Genomic DNA, 15,840 nt, shown 5'->3' with positions numbered 1-15,840 from the left:
CCTTTTTGCAGGATAAATTCGTTGGTTCTACGGGGTTCGCCTACTCTTTAATTCCTGTTGTATTGACTGGTTTTTCAAATGTCCATTCGCTACGTTCCAGCTTGCGTACAGTGGGATACACCTCATCCATGGTGCTGCCATTGTACAGACGGCCATTTTTCATTACCATGTTGATGGTATTGGTGTTGCGAATGTTTTCAAGCGGATTCTTATCCATAATGATCAAGTCGGCCAGTTTGCCAGCCTGAATGCTACCGATGTCTCCATCCAATCCTAATGCCTGTGCTCCCAATATAGTAGCTGTTTTTAACGCATCGTGGGTGCTCATGCCACCGCTTTGCATAGACCAGAGTTCCCAGTGGTAACCCAATCCCTGTAATTGACCATGGCTACCGATACCTGCCAATGCGCCGCTTTCCACCATCGACTTCATAGATTTGGCGTGTTTCTGGAACACGTGTTCTTCGGGCATGAACCAGCCACTGTTGCGGCGGCGGGTTTTGGGCGCCAATTCATCGTAAGGGGTAAAGTTTTGCAGTTTCTTATCATTGTAGGGCATCTCTGTCTCATAGTAGAAGTTCTCTGCCCAAGGGCCACCATAAGCCACCAAGAGGGTAGGTGTTACAGCCATCTTCGATTCGGCGATGGACTTGTACACGTCTTTGTACAGCGGGAAGATCGGTATAGTATGTTCATGCCCGGGATAACCATCAAACAGGTTGGTCATATTGAGCTTGTAGTTCAAACCGCCCTCTGTAGTAGGCATCAATCCCTGCGCCTTCGCGGCTTTGATGATCCACTGCCTTACCTGGCGGGGACCTGTGAGGTACATTTTAATATACTTGGTGTTGTAGTACTTGCTGTACTGCTGGAGGATGCTGCTGGCATGTGCAGAGTCGCGCACATTGTACATCCAGAAGCCAACGCCGGGACCCGTTGAATAAACGCGGGGACCTACAATCTTACCGGCATCCACCATATCGCTATAAGTAAGCACGTCGGTAGTGGCGGTTTGTGGATCGCGGGTAGCGGTTACACCATAGGCCAGGTTAGCAGCATATATCCATACCTGGTTTTTGTGTATGCCCCATTGTGGCCACATGTGTGAGTGGGTGTCGATAAATCCCGGCACAATGGTCTTGCCTGCCACATCTATCACTTTTGTGTTTGCAGGCACCTGTAATGTTCCGCTTGCACCTACTGCTTTGATGCGGTTGTTCACCACCAGGATGTCGCCGTTCTCAATGACTTCGTTACCGTTCATCGTAACGATGCGCGCGCCTTTCAGCAGTACGGATGTTTTCGGGAAGTCCTTTTCGAAGTATAGCTTAATCGCTACTTCCTGCGGTTTGTATTTGAATTCTTCTTTCTTCTCTACTACTGTCTTAGCCAGCGTATCGATCAGCTTTTTAGTAGTATCGGTTTTTACTTTCACTACATCGGTGATGGCTTTGGCCAGTGAATCGGCTTTTCTTTTGGCTTCTGCTTTTTTAGCCTGCTTCACACTGTCTTCCTGTGCCAATGCCTTGTCTACATCGTATACAAAATGCGCGTTGCCCAGTGACCAGTGTATTTTTTTACCGTCGGCTTCCCAGACAGGAAACTCACCTCCCAACTCTGTGAGCTTACGGGCAGGGAATGATGAGCCGGCTGGGTTTGCGAGGGATATCGATGCCGGACGGCCAGTGTTGGGCAAGGTGAATACGAAAATATCATTGTTCACCAACGCCAGGGCGCGGTCGCCTGTAGGTGATATGTTGACCTGCGCTGCGCCTGAAGGCATCTGCACTTCCATAGCCTGTGCTACTTTTTCGGTAAGCAGGCAGAAGTCGGTAGCATTCAGGTCGTGCAGGTGCTCGGGGTCTTTAAAGTTGCTGATACCGGAGGTAGTAATACCCGTTACGTTGGCATGTACTTTTTCATCAGTACCATCCCAACGGATTGATACAAGGCTACCGCCCCTATTCAGATAGATACGGTCTTCTACACTTTTTACGAAATGCGGGTTGCTCCTGAAGTTGGCACGATAGATCAGATTAATATCTCCTCCATTGGTGCTCATCCAGCATAAGTCGTTCTCTGTGTTATCAGCACCTGGTCCAATGGCTTCTCTGTATCTTTCCAATTTGCCACGTATGAAAACGATACGGTCGTTCTTTGGATTGAAAATAGCTGACGAGTAATAGCCGGGATCTTTGGTGAGCTTTTGAACAGTAGCTTTTCCATTTACATTCACCTTAAACAGGTTGCCACCCTGTGGCGTCCAGGTAGTGAATACGATGAAGTTGCCATCGGGCGACCAGGATGGTTCTGCTTCTGTGAATTCATGGGTGGTCAATCTTCTCGGCGTACCGCTGGGGAAATCCATTACGTATAACCGGTTCAGTACCGTAAATGCCAGTTTCTTTCCATCAGGTGAAGGAACAGCATCGCGTATCTGCGTAGCCAGTGCGTGGGAGGTATCGGACACCGGGTATTTGAATTCCAGCCTGGGCCCAAGCTCCAACTCCATATTGGCGGTGAATGGTATTTCTGTTGGCTTGCCGCCCTCGATAGGAATGCGGTAGATCTTTCCGCCATAGGAAGCAACGATCGCTTTGCTGTCGGGCGTAAAGGACATGCCGGGCAATACGCCCATGGTGGCCATGGATTCCTGATCATCTCGTTGTACAGGATATGCCAGCCACTTTTCGTCGCCACTTGTAATGTTGCGGATCACAAGGCCGGTCTTGTCTTCGAACCTCGATCCATATACGAGCCATTTGCCGTCTTTGGAAAGGACCGGTGTAAAGGCTGATCCGTAGCGTGAAGTAATAACAGATGTACGTGCATTCTCGCGATCATATACACCGATCTGGTATTGGGGCATCGGGGCATTGTAGGTCCAGAAGCCATTACGGGAAGAGAAGTAGATATAACGGCCATCAGGGCTAACAGCAGGATCAATGGTCTTGATTCCCGGAGCATCTATTACTTGTAGACCGCTGCCTGCATCTTTGTGGACCATCCATAGTTTAATATCAAGGCGGCCACGCGCCGTGATGACATAGTTGCCATCGGGCATCCAGGTGGCGCCGGGATAGTTCTGGTCGCCATCTTTGGTAAGCTGTACCGTGTCTTGCTTTTCGGTATCGATGTACCATATATTTTCAGAGCCGCTTCTATCGGACGTAAAGAGTATCTTTTTTCCGTCGGGACTATAGCGCGGATGGGTATCGAATGCCAACCCTTTTGTAACCGGTGTGGCCTTGCCTCCGGTGATCGGCATCGTATAGATGTCTCCCATTAAATCGAATGCAATCGATTGTCCATCCGGGCTCACATCTACCGACATCCATGTACCTTCGTTGGTAGCAAAGGCAATCTTACGTTCGGGCTTAAGGGGAAGGCTTTTGTATTCCGTGTATTTCACGGTGTCTTTGCGGGTCGTGTCCGCAGGTGTTTCATTCCGCCCTATCGTGACGGCAGTATTGTTGCCAGCGGCTGCCAACACTGCGCCCGCCAGCAATACAGCTGGCACAGCGATCAGTCCACGGTTGCGGTTTTTTAAGAAGGAGATACTCATAAGGCTTGTAGTTTTTGACTTTACGTGCAGAAAATTACAACTCTGTGCGCAATCGGATTTTTAATTATTATGAGTGGTTGCTCAGGTGATTTGTCAAGCATTTATTTTCTTATCTTTTGCTTTAAATAGATTGCATGTCTGCGAAATACATTCTCGCCCTCGACCAGGGCACTACCAGCTCCCGTGCCATCCTTTTTGACCATGCCGGCAGCATCGTTACCGTAGCCCAAAAAGAGTTTAAACAATGGTATCCCCAACCCGGCTGGGTAGAGCATGATCCTGAAGAGATATGGTCATCCCAGTTCAGCGTAATGGCCGAAGTGCTGGCCAAGAAAAGCATCACTACCGACCAGGTGGCGGCAATCGGTATTACCAATCAACGCGAAACAACTATCGTATGGGATAAGCAAACGGGTAAGCCAATATGTAAAGCTATCGTGTGGCAGGACCGCAGAACGGCTGAGTATTGTGATCATCTGAAAGCTTCCGGCCACGGTGCTTCTGTTCAACAGAAAACCGGCCTGATCATCGACGCTTATTTCTCCGCCACCAAGCTGAAGTGGATACTGGACAATGTGGATGGTGCGCGGGAGAAGGCCAACAAGGGTCAGCTGGCTTTTGGAACGGTAGACAGCTGGCTAATTTGGAAGCTCACCGGCGGCAAGTTGCACATCACTGATGTAACGAATGCTTCGCGCACCATGCTGCTGAATATTCATACCTGTGAGTGGGATGCCGAGCTGTTGAAGTTGTTTGATATTCCGGCCAGTGTGTTGCCTGAAGTGAAACCTTCCAGTAAAATATATGGGGTAACCGAGGCCGTGGTGAAGCATGCCAATATTCCTATTGCGGGTATTGCCGGCGACCAGCAGGCTGCCCTGTTTGGACAGATGTGCACACAACCCGGCATGGTGAAGAATACTTATGGAACCGGTTGTTTTATGCTGATGAATACCGGCTCGAAAGCGGTTGTATCTACCAATAATTTGTTGACCACGGTTGCGTGGAAGATCCATAATAAAGTGGAGTATGCATTGGAAGGCAGCATTTTCATTGCGGGCGCCGTGGTGCAATGGTTGCGTGATGGGTTGCATATCATTCGCAACTCGTCTGATGTGGAAGCATTGGCCGGCAGCGTAACCGATACGAATGGTGTGTACATGGTGCCTGCTTTTGCGGGCCTGGGTGCACCACACTGGAACCAGCATGCTCGTGGTTCTTTGTTTGGTGTTACCCGCGGCACTACCGACGCACATATTGCCCGTGCCGCTTTGGAAAGTATCGCTTATCAAACCAACGATGTGTTGAAGGCGATGGAATCCGATGCAGGTATTTCCATCATGGAGTTGCGTGTGGATGGTGGCGCAACTATCAACAATGCGCTCATGCAATTCCAGAGTAATATGCTGCAGGTACCTGTATTGCGTCCCAAAGTGTATGAAACCACTGCGCTGGGCGCTGCTTACCTCGCAGGGCTGGCTGTGGGTTATTGGGACAGTGTGGAAGAATTGCAGAAGCAGTGGCAGGTGGATGCCAAGTTCAATCCCAATATGCCGACTGAACAGGTTCAACAATTGTTGAAAGGATGGCACCGTGCGGTGAAGGCATCCATAGCCTGGGCTGATGATAAATAAGGAAAAGAGTATCTGATGAATCGTACAAAGTTAATAGAGCAGTTCGAAGTTAATAAAGGGCCGTGGGATGTTATTATAATTGGAGGTGGGGCTACCGGGCTGGGGGCTGCGGTAGATGCAGCTGCCCGTGGTTATCGTACTATTCTTTTTGAGCAGGCTGATTTTGCGAAAGGTACCTCTTCGCGTTCTACCAAGCTGGTACATGGGGGTGTTCGTTACCTGCAACAAGGTAATATCAAGCTCGTGATGGATGCGCTGAAAGAAAGGGGCATTATGAAACAGAATGCGCCGCACCTCGTCAAGAATCAGTCGTTCATCGTACCCAATTATAAATGGTGGGAAGGCCCTTATTATGGGCTGGGTTTAAAGGTATATGACTGGATGAGTGGCAGCCTGGGGCTGGGCACTTCCGAGTGGTTATCGACCGAAGAAGTGTTGCAACTGGCGCCCACACTGGATGCGGAAGGATTGCGTGGTGGCGTATTGTATCATGACGGTCAGTTTGATGACGCCCGGCTGGCCATCAATCTTGCCCAAACTGCTGTAGAGCAAGGTGGCGTTGTACTTAATTATTTCAAAGTAACCGGTCTGCTGAAAGCGCAGGATAAAATGGCCGGCGTGCAGGTGAAGGATGAACTTTCCGGCAAAGTATATGAAGTGCAAGGCAAAGTGGTGATCAACGCTACCGGTGTTTTCTCCGATGGTGTGCAACAAATGGATGACCCGCAAAAGCCGGTGAGCATTTCTCCCAGTCAGGGTATTCACGTAGTGCTCAATAAAGAGTTCTTACCGGGTGAGGCTGCTATCATGATACCACATACGGATGACGGTCGTGTATTGTTTGCCGTTCCCTGGCATGAGAAGATCATTGTAGGTACTACCGATACTTCTGTCGATCATATTTCCGATGAACCGCTGGCGCAGGAGGATGAGATCCAATTCATCCTGGAACATGCGGCACGGTATCTTACCAAAGATCCTTCGCGTGCTGATGTGAAAAGTATTTTCGCCGGCCTGCGTCCTTTGGTGAAAAGCACGGCCAAGAAAACAGCCGAGATATCACGTGATCATTCCATCATCGTTTCCGACAGCGGTCTGGTGAGTATCCTCGGTGGTAAATGGACTACTTATCGCAAGATGGCTGCCGACGTGATCAATATTGCTGCCGTGCAAGGCTCGCTGGCTTATATGGAACCTGTGACGAAAGAGCTGGCGATCCACGGCGCTCAACCTACTTCGGATTATTCTACCGCCGATTATTATTATGGTACCGATAAAGTGGGTGTAGATGGGCTGATAGCCAACAAACCTGAGCTGGGGTCTTTACTGCATCCTGACCTGCCTTATACGAAGGCCACCATAATCTGGGCCGTGCAGCAGGAAATGTGTATGACGATTGAAGATGCGTTGAGCCGCCGCACCAGGGCTTTGCTGTTGGATGCCAAAGCCGCTATCGCAGCAGCGCCTGTAGTAGCTCAATTGATGGCTGCCGAGATGAAGCAGGGACCGGAGTGGGTGGAGCAGCAGCTGACAGCGTTTAATGCAGTAGCGAAAGCTTATTTACCTGGAAATCCTTAATTCTTGCCAATATGAATTTATTTACCGGAGAGTTTATCGGCACTATGCTACTCATACTTCTTGGAAGTGGTGTTGTAGCCAATGTATTGTTGAATAAAACCAAAGGCCATAATGGCGGCCTCATCGTGATCACTTTTGGCTGGGCCATGGCCGTTTTTGTTGGTGTATATGCTTCCACCAAACTCGGCGGCGGCGGTCACCTCAATCCTGCTGTAACGCTTGCGCTGGCCTATCTCGGTGATTTCAAATGGGAAAACGTAGGCACTTTTATCGCCGCGCAGCTTACCGGGGCTATTGCAGGTGCCATCATTGCCTGGCTGGCCTATCGCCAGCATTTTCAACAAACTGCCGATGGCGACCTCAAGCTGGCAGTATTCTGTACTGGTCCGGCCATCCGCAGCGCTCCCAATAACCTCATTACCGAGATCATCGGCACTTTTGTACTTATGCTGGGGGCCTTGTTATTCATCAAACCTCAGAGCACACTTGGTACACTTGATGCATTACCTGTGTCACTATTGGTGTTGGGCATCGGTGTTTCGCTGGGTGGTCCCACCGGTTATGCCATCAACCCTGCCCGTGACCTTGGCCCGCGCATCGCTCACTTTATTTTGCCTATTCCCCAAAAGAGAAACAGTGACTGGAGTTATGCCTGGATACCTGTTGTAGGACCTATCGTTGGTGCCCTGCTGGCAGCCATGGTATTCAAATATTTTTTATCTTGAGTGAATGAAAAAGCTTCTACTCATTTTAATTATCTCCTCTATAGTTATGGATATTCAGGCGCAGGACATCGAGCAAAAGTTGAAAGAGAAAGGTATTGTACTCACCATTCCTTCCGCGCCCATTGCCAATTATGTAAATGCCGTTAGGGTAGGCAATCTGCTGTATTTATCTGGTAAAGGTCCTACTAAGGCCGATGGCACCAACATTACCGGCAAGGTGGGTAAAGACCTCACTATCGAGCAAGGTTACCAGGCTGCCCGTCTCGTGGGCATCAACCACCTGTCGGTACTCAAAGCTGAATTGGGCAGTCTCAATAAAGTGAAGCGCATTGTGAAGGTGCTGGGCATGGTGAATTGTGAGAATAGTTTTGGCGATCAGCCCAAAGTCATCAATGGTTATAGTGACCTCATGGTAGAAGTGTTTGGAGATAAAGGCAAGCATGCTCGTTCTGCAGTAGGTATGGGTTCGCTGCCGTCGAATATTGCAGTGGAGGTGGAAGTCATTGTAGAGATTGAAAACTAAATTGGGCTAAAGCCCAGAAGGGTGTGGTGATTTTTTAGTCCCGGCCCTAAAGGGACCGGGCAATTCGAACGCGGTAGCGCGTTTGCTTCGATAGCAGATTTCTCACTGCGCTATCGCTTCGTTCGAAATGACAAAACAAGGGGAACTCCTTTCAAAATGACAACTTAAAGAAGTTATCCTTCTATTGCTTCAAGAATTATTTTACAAGCCTTTTTAATCTCCTTTGGAGATATGGTGAGTGGGGGTACGATGCGCATGCAGTTGGCGGCAAAGAGGAACCAGTCGGTCAATACCCCGTTTGCAATACAGGCATCGATGATCCTTTTATTGGTTTCGTAGCTATCAAATTCCACGGCTATCATCAACCCATTTGAGCGAACCTCTTTAATTAGTGGATGCTGTAATTGTTTTATAAAGAGCTCTTCTTTCTTTTTTACTTCCTGCACCAATGTTTCTTTCAGCAATACTTTCAATGCTGCCAGGCCGGCCGCACAGCATACAGGATGCCCGCCAAAGGTGGTAATATGGCCCAGCACCGGGTTATCAGTCAACTGCCCCATGATGTTTTGACCGGCAATGAATGCGCCCAGTGGCATACCGCCGCCCAAGGCTTTGCCCAGCAGCAGGATGTCGGGCGTAATACTGAATTGTTCAAATCCCCATAGTGTGCCGGTGCGTCCAAACCCGGTTTGTATTTCATCCAGCACCAGCAAGGTGCCTGTTTCTGTACATTTCTTTCTTAACGCCTGCATCCATTCTTTGGCAGGTGTGTATACGCCCCGCTCGGCCTGTACCGGCTCGGCAATAACGCAAGCTGTGCGTTCGGTAATCATGTCGAGGGAAGCAAAGGAATTGTGCTCCAGGTGCAATATATCGGGCAATAAAGGCCGGAATGCACGCCGCCAGTATTCATCGCCAATAATGCTCAATGCGCCCTGGGTGGAACCGTGGTAGCTTTGGTTGAAGGCAATGACCTGCGTGCGGCCAGTAACCCGCTTGGCCAGCTTCATGGCGCCTTCAACGGCTTCGGCACCTGAATTGGTAAAATAGACGGAATTGAGGGAGCCTGGCAAGTGGTCTGTGATCAGCCTGGCATATTGTATCTGGGGTGATTGGATGAACTCGCCATATACCAATAAATGCAGGTACTCATCCACCTGTTTTTTAATGGCTTTTACCACCCGGGGATGGCGATGGCCCACATTGCACACGCTGATGCCGGCAATGAGATCGATGTATTCCTTTCCATCTGCATCCCACAGGCAGCTCCCTTCAGCTTTCACGATCTCCAATGCGAGGGGGGCGTTGGATGTTTGTGCCACATGGCGAAAAAATAACTCCCGTTGATTCATGAGGCAAAGATAGGGGTTGGCGGTTGCAGGTCACCAGTTACAAGTTCAGATTACAGGGATGAGCTTCTTCAACAATGATTACCGTTTCTATGTTTAGTATATTTGTAGTGCCGCAAATTAGTAAACCAAATCTTCCACTTTAAACTTCAACTTATGCCTGTCATATTACATGTAGATGGTACATACCCTACTTTCGGAGATAACACTTTTATTGCTCCCAATGCTACTATCGTTGGCGATGTGGTGATGGGTAATGATTGCAGTATCTGGTTCAATACGGTTATACGTGGTGATGTGAACAGCATCCGCATGGGCAATAAAGTGAATGTGCAGGATGGTGCTGTTGTTCATTGTACGTATAAAAAAACCAAGACGATCGTTGGTAATAATGTTTCCATCGGGCACAATGCCATCATTCACGGCTGCACTATTCACGACAATGTGCTCATTGGTATGGGTGCTATCATCATGGACAATGTAGAGATCGGCAGTCATACAATTATAGCAGCCGGCGCCGTCGTATTGGAGGGTACCCAAATACCCGAGGGAACGATCTGGGCAGGCGTACCAGCGAAGCGTGTAAAAACAATTGACCAATCTCAAATACATGGCGAAATCGACAGAATAGCAAACAATTATATCAAGTATGCCGACTGGTTTCGCGATCAGGTGGATGAGGAAAAGTAGAACCACGCTTGCAACTACCGAATAATATATATAGTTTTAAAGAGCGTTTAAAATCCACTGCAATCCAGTTATGAAAATCCATCAATTAGTAATCGTTTTAGCCTGTTCAATGGTCATCCTGTGTGGCAGCTCTTGTAGTCTTTTCGGACCCAAAACCGGCTGTCCTTCGAATGGTAAAAATGTAGGCGCAGAACGAATACTGAGTGGAGAGAAGGTACCGAAGGCGAGAAAGTTCAGATCTTAATTTCCGTTACGAAGTTTCTGTTCGTACCCATTAGATAACTAATAAATCCATACTGTATGAGCCTAACGCTACGTACTGACTTCGGCTGTACCGAAGCCATCATCGACGACGATTGCGGTCTAAAACGCTTTTATGAAGTGGCCAACATTCTCTCCGACAATTTGTCCATCCGCTTCACTCAAAAACAGGACGACTTTGATACTTTAACCTGGAACTTCCTGTACAAAGGCCACATTCTTACACTTCACTACAACATCTACACCGGCATTTCCATCTATCCTTTCAAGTTTCGCGAAGCGCCGCGAAAGGATAATGATGCAGTGATAGAGGTTGCTAATTTCCTCGAGAATAAATTGATGATCCATAAGGCGAAGAAATTCGTATCATAATATTTACAGCTGGCAGAACTTCTTTATAACGATTGTTTACCATCTGTCACCTTAGTTGAAACCTGCCGGCGCTCATAGCCGGCAAGCGTTGGCTTACCATACAGTTTTACTTCTGAAACAAAACCAGGGACTGCTATTTTATGGCAGTCTCTTTTTGTTTTAAGCAGGAGTTATTACTGTTGCTACAAGCAAAGCATAGGGCTGCGAGACTACAAGTCTCGCAGAGCATCAATAGTCTTTTTCTTCGATCGACTCGAGTATTTTATAATAACTAAAGAAGCGGTCTTCGGTGATGATGCCGTCTTCTACTGCTTTCTTTACAGCGCAGCCCGGCTCTTCGATGTGGAGGCAATTATTGAATTGACAATCATTGATCAGCTTAGCCATTTCAGGAAAGTAGTGGGATAGTTCCTGCTTCGATATATCTACCAGTCCAAACTCCCGCACGCCGGGCGTGTCGATGATCTTTCCGCCAAACGGCAGGTCGAACATTTCGGCAAAGGTGGTGGTGTGCATACCCTTACCGCTCCAGCCGCTTACGTCTTTTGTTTTGAGTTTAAGCTCCGGAAAGATGGCATTGATGAAAGTGGATTTACCCACGCCTGAATGTCCGCTCATGAGTGTTACTTTGTCTTTCAACAGACTTTTCACTTCCTCTACCCCTTCTCCTTTGGGAACAGACATGGCCACCGTGGTATAGCCCACAGCATTGTACATTTCTTTCAAAGCTTCGTATTGCTCTTGTTCTTTTTTCCTGTACAAGTCGGCCTTATTGAAGATGATCAATGCCGGTATATGGTAGGCTTCGCAGGAAACGAGGAAACGATCTATAAAGCCTTGTGATGTCCTCGGGTCTTTAAGTGTGGCAAACAGCAGCGACTGGTCGAGATTGGATGCTACGATGTGATGCTGTTTTTTATGTGAGGGTGATTGACGGGCAACATAGTTCTTGCGCGGCAGTATGTCTTTGATCATGGCGCTGCCTTCTACTTCATTCTCCATGTCGATCATCACTTCATCGCCTACCGCGATAGGATTGGTAGAAGTAATGCCGTCGATCTTGAATATCCCTTTGATGCGGGCATTCAATACCTGTCCGGTCTCGGTTTTCACCACATACCAGCTGCCTGTTGATTTATACACCAATGCTTTCATCTGTCTGAACCTGGATTTGAAGGATTTACCCGGATATTCAAAGCTGTTCTTATGGGAACTTCCTGAATAGGGTATACCGCAATATTATTTCCAGCAAAAGTAAGGCAGCGGCGGCCAATGCAAATGGAAAGAAGCGCTCTGTAAAGCGTTTTAGGGTAGTTATTTCTATTTTAGACTTCTCCAGCTTGTCTATTTCACCGTAGATATTCTTGAGGCTTTCATTGTCTCTGGCCCTGAAATAGAGGCCGCCTGTTTCTTCAGCAATCAGGCGCATGAGTTTCTCATCGATGTTCACTTTCTGCTGCCGCACCACAACGCCTCCACGGCCATCGGAGGAGGGTACAGGTGCATATCCTTCGGTTCCTACGCCAATGCTGTAGACCCTTATTTTATGGGCTTTAGCAAGGTCTTTACCAGTGAGCGGATCGATCAACCCACCCTGGTTCTCTCCATCGGTGAGCAGGATAATGATCTTCGATTTGGCAGGTGAGCTTTTCAGGCGGTCAACGCTCACCCCCAGTCCATCGCCTATTGCCGTACCATCTTCGAGGAGGCCACGCTGGATGCTGTAGATCTGTGATTTCAATATGTGCTTATCGGTAGTCAGCGGTACGAGGGTAAAGCTTTCGCCCGAAAAGATCACTACCCCTATACGGTCAGTGGGTCGACGGTCTACAAACTCTGCCGCCACTGCTTTACTGGCTTCCAGCCGGTTGGGCAACAGGTCCTGCGCCGACATACTACCACTTACGTCCAGGCATAGGATGATATCGATACCCTCTCCCATTTTCAGTTCTTCATCATTACGCGTTTGTGGGCGCGCCAGGGCAATGATCAAACAGCTTAATGCCAGCAACCGCAGTACCAGCATGGCATGCCGGAAGGTTTGTTTCCAGGAGCTGGTCTTTTTTATCAGCGATACAGTAGAAACTGTGATGGTGGCCTGCTGTTTGGAATAGCGGGTAAAATACCAATAGATCATCAGGGGCAGCAGCAGGAATAAGCTGAACGCCCAGGGATATGCAAAGTCAATATTTTTAAACCAATCGTATAGCAAAGCTTAAGCGATATTATTTAGTGTTTTAATAGCCGATTCTATAACTCCATAATTCTTTTCATTGTCGGCGGCGCCCGGTTCATAACGGGCAAATTTTACAAAGTCTGCTATCCGCAAGGCATTCGACAGTTCCTTGAAATACTCGTCGTTCATGCGTTGCTTCTTCAGCTCGATGATCAACTCCTCATTGGTCTTTTCCAGTGAAGCGATGTTCAGCTTACGCTGCACAAACACCCGCAGGATATCATTCAGGCCTGTATAGTATTTCTTAATTTCTCCCTTACCAGGCAAGTCTTTCTTCCGCAGTTCTTCCAATGCCTGCAGGGCTTCATCGTACGGTGTAAGTTTAACCGCTACCGGAGCAGCAACCGGCGCTACTTTCTTTCGCCTAAAAAGCCATACCATAATGCCAAGGGCAACAAGGGTCACTGCGCCTAATATCCAGGGGATATAATTTGTATCCGTATTCGGTACGTCTTCTATCTCCTTAATGTCTTTATAATCCTGTGAGAGGTCTGCATTGGAGTAACTTACTGCTACACTCAGCGAGTCGGAGTAATAGGTTTTATCGCCTATCCTGATAGCCAGCTGGGGAATTTGCCAGGAACCGGAATCGTAGCTGGTAATGGTTAGTTGTTGCACCCATTTCTTACCATCTACGCCGTCGGCTGTATCTATCTTTCCTTTATTGATGAATTCAAAGTGCGGGATCGTGTCGAGGTTGAACCAGGTCATCTCCTGGCCCAGTGGTGCACGAACATCCAGTGTAAGTATAATGCTGTCGCCAACGATTATTTTATCGCGGTCGATATCTGCCTTTACCAATACCTGTGCATTTACGTGCAGTGTACTGGCGAGTAAACAAATCCCTGCTATGATATATCGTACAAACCGGCTCATGTATGTTTTAAATCCATTACTTATTACGGCCAACAAAGAATTTCTGTAATACTTTCACATAGTCTTCATCCGTGCGGATATGCAACAGGTCGCTGCCGGCATGTGTAAACACGCTCTTGCAATAATTGGTATGCTGGAAGAATGCCGCCTGGTATTGCTGCCGCACGCTAAAGTCGCTGGTATCTACCCATCTTCTTTCACCGGTCTCCGCATCCTGTATCTCCAGCAATCCTGCATCAGGCAGTTGCATATCTATTTTATCATATACCTTAATGCCTACCAGGTCATGCTTTTTGCCGGCTACTTTCAGGTCGTCGTTGAAGTCATCATCCAGGAAATCGCTAAGCAGGAAGGCTATGCATTTCTGCCTCGTCGTGTTGTTGAAACGGCGCAGCGCCTCTCCTATTTTGGTTGCTTTCCGCGATGGCTCCATGGTGAGCAGTGTGCGCACCATGTACAGCACATGATCACGCCCTTTTTTAGGCGGGATGAATTTCTCTACGCCATCGCTAAAGAATATGAGCCCCACTTTATCATTGTTGCTGATGGCTGAAAAAGCCAGTACGGCCGCCATCTCCGTGATCATATCTCTTTTGCGTGCGTGGACGGTTCCTATCAATGAGCTGGCGCTTACATCTACCATCAGCATCACCGTCAACTCACGCTCTTCTTCAAAGACCTTGCTGTAAGGATGATTAAAACGGGCTGATACGTTCCAGTCGATAAACCGGATATCATCGCCTGCATGGTAATCGCGCACTTCTTTAAATAACATACCCCTTCCTTTAAAAGCACTGTGGTACTCGCCCGTAAATATGTGACGGGTGAGCTTCTTGCTTTTAATCTCCAGCTCGCGAACTTTCTTTAATATTTCAGCTGTCGTTAATGTCATGGAACAGGTATTACGCGCAGTATATCATCGATAACAGCTTCTACATTTACGTTTTCAGCTTCGGCTTCATAAGTCAATCCCAGACGATGGCGCAGTACATCTTTGGATATGCTGCGTACATCTTCCGGTACTACGAAGCCACGTTTATTGAGGAATGCCTGTGCTTTGGCTGCCAGCGCCAGGTTGATGCTGGCACGGGGTGAGCCGCCATAGGCGATCAATGGTTTCAATTTATCGAGCCGGTAACGCTCCGGGAAACGGGTAGCGAAAACAATATCCAGGATATAGTTCTCCACTTTCTCGTCGAGGTATACCTGACGTACCAGGTCGCGCGCCTGCAGTATTTCCTGCATGGACACTACCTGCCCTACTTCCGGTGGCCTGAGGCCCTGTACATTCTGACGTATGATAATTTGTTCTTCTTCTTTGGTGGGATAGTCAACGATCACCTTCATGATAAAACGGTCCTGCTGTGCCTCTGGCAGGGGATACGTTCCCTCCTGCTCCAGCGGGTTCTGCGTGGCCAGTACCAGGAAAGGTTCATCCAATTTGTAGGTGGTATCGCCAATCGTTACCTGCCGCTCCTGCATGGCTTCCAGCAGGGCACTTTGCACTTTTGCCGGGGCCCGGTTGATCTCATCGGCCAGGATGAAGTTGGCGAAAATGGGGCCTTTCCGCACCATAAATTCATTCTTGGGCTGGTTGTAGATCATGGTGCCGATCAGGTCAGCCGGCAACAGATCAGGCGTAAATTGTATACGACTGAACTTGGCATGAATGGCCTGTGCGAGCGATTTAATAGCCAGTGTTTTAGCCAGTCCTGGCACGCCTTCCAGCAATACGTGGCCATTGCTGAGCAGGCCAATCAACAGCCTGTCGAGCATGGTATGCTGGCCAATGATCACCCGGGCTGTTTCATCGCGCAGGCGGTCAATAAACGTGCTGTGGTATTGAATTTTTTCATTAAGTTGACGAATATCGTCGGCTGTAGCCACCATATTGAGCGTTTATTATGAACGATTGATAATCAGTATAGGAACATGAAAATACGAACAAAGCCGATGCAAGTTACTTGCCAACTTATTAAAAGGCTTTAAAAAGGTCAAATAAGGGCCTTGAAAAGCAATAAAATAGCCCCA

Annotated in this window: 13 protein-coding genes; 6 read left to right on the top strand and 7 right to left on the bottom strand. The window is 48.2% G+C overall.

Annotated elements, in window-relative coordinates; all coding sequences use genetic code 11:
• Positions 1-40: 40 nt before the first annotated feature.
• On the bottom strand, positions 41-3,565 hold the full coding sequence (locus AC5JBY_RS00680) for an amidohydrolase family protein (RefSeq protein WP_495902608.1): 3,525 nt from the start codon (positions 3,563-3,565) through the stop codon (positions 41-43).
• A gap of 134 nt (positions 3,566-3,699) precedes the next feature.
• On the opposite strand from AC5JBY_RS00680, the gene glpK reads away from it, so the two are divergent.
• The 4 genes from glpK to AC5JBY_RS00660 are packed head-to-tail and all read left to right on the top strand — an operon-like array spanning position 3,700 to position 8,025.
• Entirely contained in the window at positions 3,700-5,199 is a 1,500-nt protein-coding gene (glpK, locus tag AC5JBY_RS00675; protein WP_495902607.1) for a glycerol kinase GlpK, read from the top strand.
• A gap of 15 nt (positions 5,200-5,214) precedes the next feature.
• Complete coding sequence (locus AC5JBY_RS00670) at positions 5,215-6,777, top strand: glycerol-3-phosphate dehydrogenase/oxidase (RefSeq protein ID WP_495902606.1); 1,563 nt, start codon at positions 5,215-5,217, stop codon at positions 6,775-6,777.
• A gap of 11 nt (positions 6,778-6,788) precedes the next feature.
• Entirely contained in the window at positions 6,789-7,502 is a 714-nt protein-coding gene (locus AC5JBY_RS00665; protein WP_495902605.1) for an MIP/aquaporin family protein, read from the top strand.
• Positions 7,503-7,506: 4 nt separating this feature from the next.
• A complete protein-coding gene (locus AC5JBY_RS00660; RefSeq protein WP_495902604.1) occupies positions 7,507-8,025 on the top strand; it encodes a RidA family protein in 519 nt (172 codons plus the stop codon).
• Positions 8,026-8,198: 173 nt separating this feature from the next.
• Here AC5JBY_RS00660 and AC5JBY_RS00655 read toward each other — a convergent pair whose 3' ends face one another.
• Positions 8,199-9,377 (bottom strand): aspartate aminotransferase family protein, encoded by a 1,179-nt coding sequence (locus tag AC5JBY_RS00655; RefSeq protein ID WP_495902603.1) that lies wholly within the window; start codon positions 9,375-9,377, stop codon positions 8,199-8,201.
• Between the two features lie 153 nt (positions 9,378-9,530).
• On the opposite strand from AC5JBY_RS00655, the gene AC5JBY_RS00650 reads away from it, so the two are divergent.
• Positions 9,531-10,064, top strand: coding sequence for a gamma carbonic anhydrase family protein (locus AC5JBY_RS00650; RefSeq protein ID WP_495902602.1), 534 nt, complete (start codon positions 9,531-9,533; stop codon positions 10,062-10,064).
• A gap of 300 nt (positions 10,065-10,364) precedes the next feature.
• Positions 10,365-10,697: a DUF3630 family protein gene (locus AC5JBY_RS00645; RefSeq protein ID WP_495902601.1), complete on the top strand. Its 333-nt coding sequence runs from the start codon at positions 10,365-10,367 to the stop codon at positions 10,695-10,697.
• Positions 10,698-10,925: 228 nt separating this feature from the next.
• On the opposite strand, the gene rsgA is transcribed toward AC5JBY_RS00645, so the two are convergent.
• From rsgA to AC5JBY_RS00620, 5 genes are read right to left on the bottom strand one after another with little or no spacing between them, the layout of a single operon-like run.
• On the bottom strand, positions 10,926-11,852 hold the full coding sequence (rsgA, locus tag AC5JBY_RS00640) for a ribosome small subunit-dependent GTPase A (RefSeq protein ID WP_495902600.1): 927 nt from the start codon (positions 11,850-11,852) through the stop codon (positions 10,926-10,928).
• A gap of 49 nt (positions 11,853-11,901) precedes the next feature.
• A complete protein-coding gene (locus tag AC5JBY_RS00635) occupies positions 11,902-12,909 on the bottom strand; it encodes a vWA domain-containing protein (protein ID WP_495902599.1) in 1,008 nt (335 codons plus the stop codon).
• A gap of 3 nt (positions 12,910-12,912) precedes the next feature.
• Positions 12,913-13,809, bottom strand: a complete 897-nt coding sequence (locus tag AC5JBY_RS00630; RefSeq protein WP_495902598.1) for a hypothetical protein — start codon at positions 13,807-13,809, stop codon at positions 12,913-12,915.
• 16 nt (positions 13,810-13,825) lie between these two features.
• Positions 13,826-14,701 carry a DUF58 domain-containing protein gene (locus AC5JBY_RS00625; RefSeq protein ID WP_495902597.1) on the bottom strand — a complete coding sequence of 292 codons (876 nt, stop codon included), beginning with the start codon at positions 14,699-14,701 and terminating at the stop codon, positions 13,826-13,828.
• Positions 14,698-15,699: an AAA family ATPase gene (locus tag AC5JBY_RS00620; RefSeq protein ID WP_495902596.1), complete on the bottom strand. Its 1,002-nt coding sequence runs from the start codon at positions 15,697-15,699 to the stop codon at positions 14,698-14,700. Before AC5JBY_RS00620 ends, AC5JBY_RS00625 begins: the two co-directional genes overlap by 4 nt.
• Between the last annotated feature and the right edge of the window lie 141 nt (positions 15,700-15,840).

Source organism: Paraflavitalea sp., from assembly GCF_059502485.1.
The sequence above is the reverse complement of the archived record's forward strand: the minus strand, read 5'-3'. Positions and strand labels throughout refer to the sequence as shown.

Coding starts and splice junctions, on each gene's coding strand:
- AC5JBY_RS00680 (WP_495902608.1), bottom strand. CDS start 3,565: ATGAGTATCTCCTTCTTAAAAAACCGCAACCGTGGACTGATCGCTGTG.
- glpK (WP_495902607.1), top strand. CDS start 3,700: ATGTCTGCGAAATACATTCTCGCCCTCGACCAGGGCACTACCAGCTCC.
- AC5JBY_RS00670 (WP_495902606.1), top strand. CDS start 5,215: ATGAATCGTACAAAGTTAATAGAGCAGTTCGAAGTTAATAAAGGGCCG.
- AC5JBY_RS00665 (WP_495902605.1), top strand. CDS start 6,789: ATGAATTTATTTACCGGAGAGTTTATCGGCACTATGCTACTCATACTT.
- AC5JBY_RS00660 (WP_495902604.1), top strand. CDS start 7,507: ATGAAAAAGCTTCTACTCATTTTAATTATCTCCTCTATAGTTATGGAT.
- AC5JBY_RS00655 (WP_495902603.1), bottom strand. CDS start 9,377: ATGAATCAACGGGAGTTATTTTTTCGCCATGTGGCACAAACATCCAAC.
- AC5JBY_RS00650 (WP_495902602.1), top strand. CDS start 9,531: ATGCCTGTCATATTACATGTAGATGGTACATACCCTACTTTCGGAGAT.
- AC5JBY_RS00645 (WP_495902601.1), top strand. CDS start 10,365: ATGAGCCTAACGCTACGTACTGACTTCGGCTGTACCGAAGCCATCATC.
- rsgA (WP_495902600.1), bottom strand. CDS start 11,852: ATGAAAGCATTGGTGTATAAATCAACAGGCAGCTGGTATGTGGTGAAA.
- AC5JBY_RS00630 (WP_495902598.1), bottom strand. CDS start 13,809: ATGAGCCGGTTTGTACGATATATCATAGCAGGGATTTGTTTACTCGCC.
- AC5JBY_RS00625 (WP_495902597.1), bottom strand. CDS start 14,701: ATGACATTAACGACAGCTGAAATATTAAAGAAAGTTCGCGAGCTGGAG.
- AC5JBY_RS00620 (WP_495902596.1), bottom strand. CDS start 15,699: ATGGTGGCTACAGCCGACGATATTCGTCAACTTAATGAAAAAATTCAA.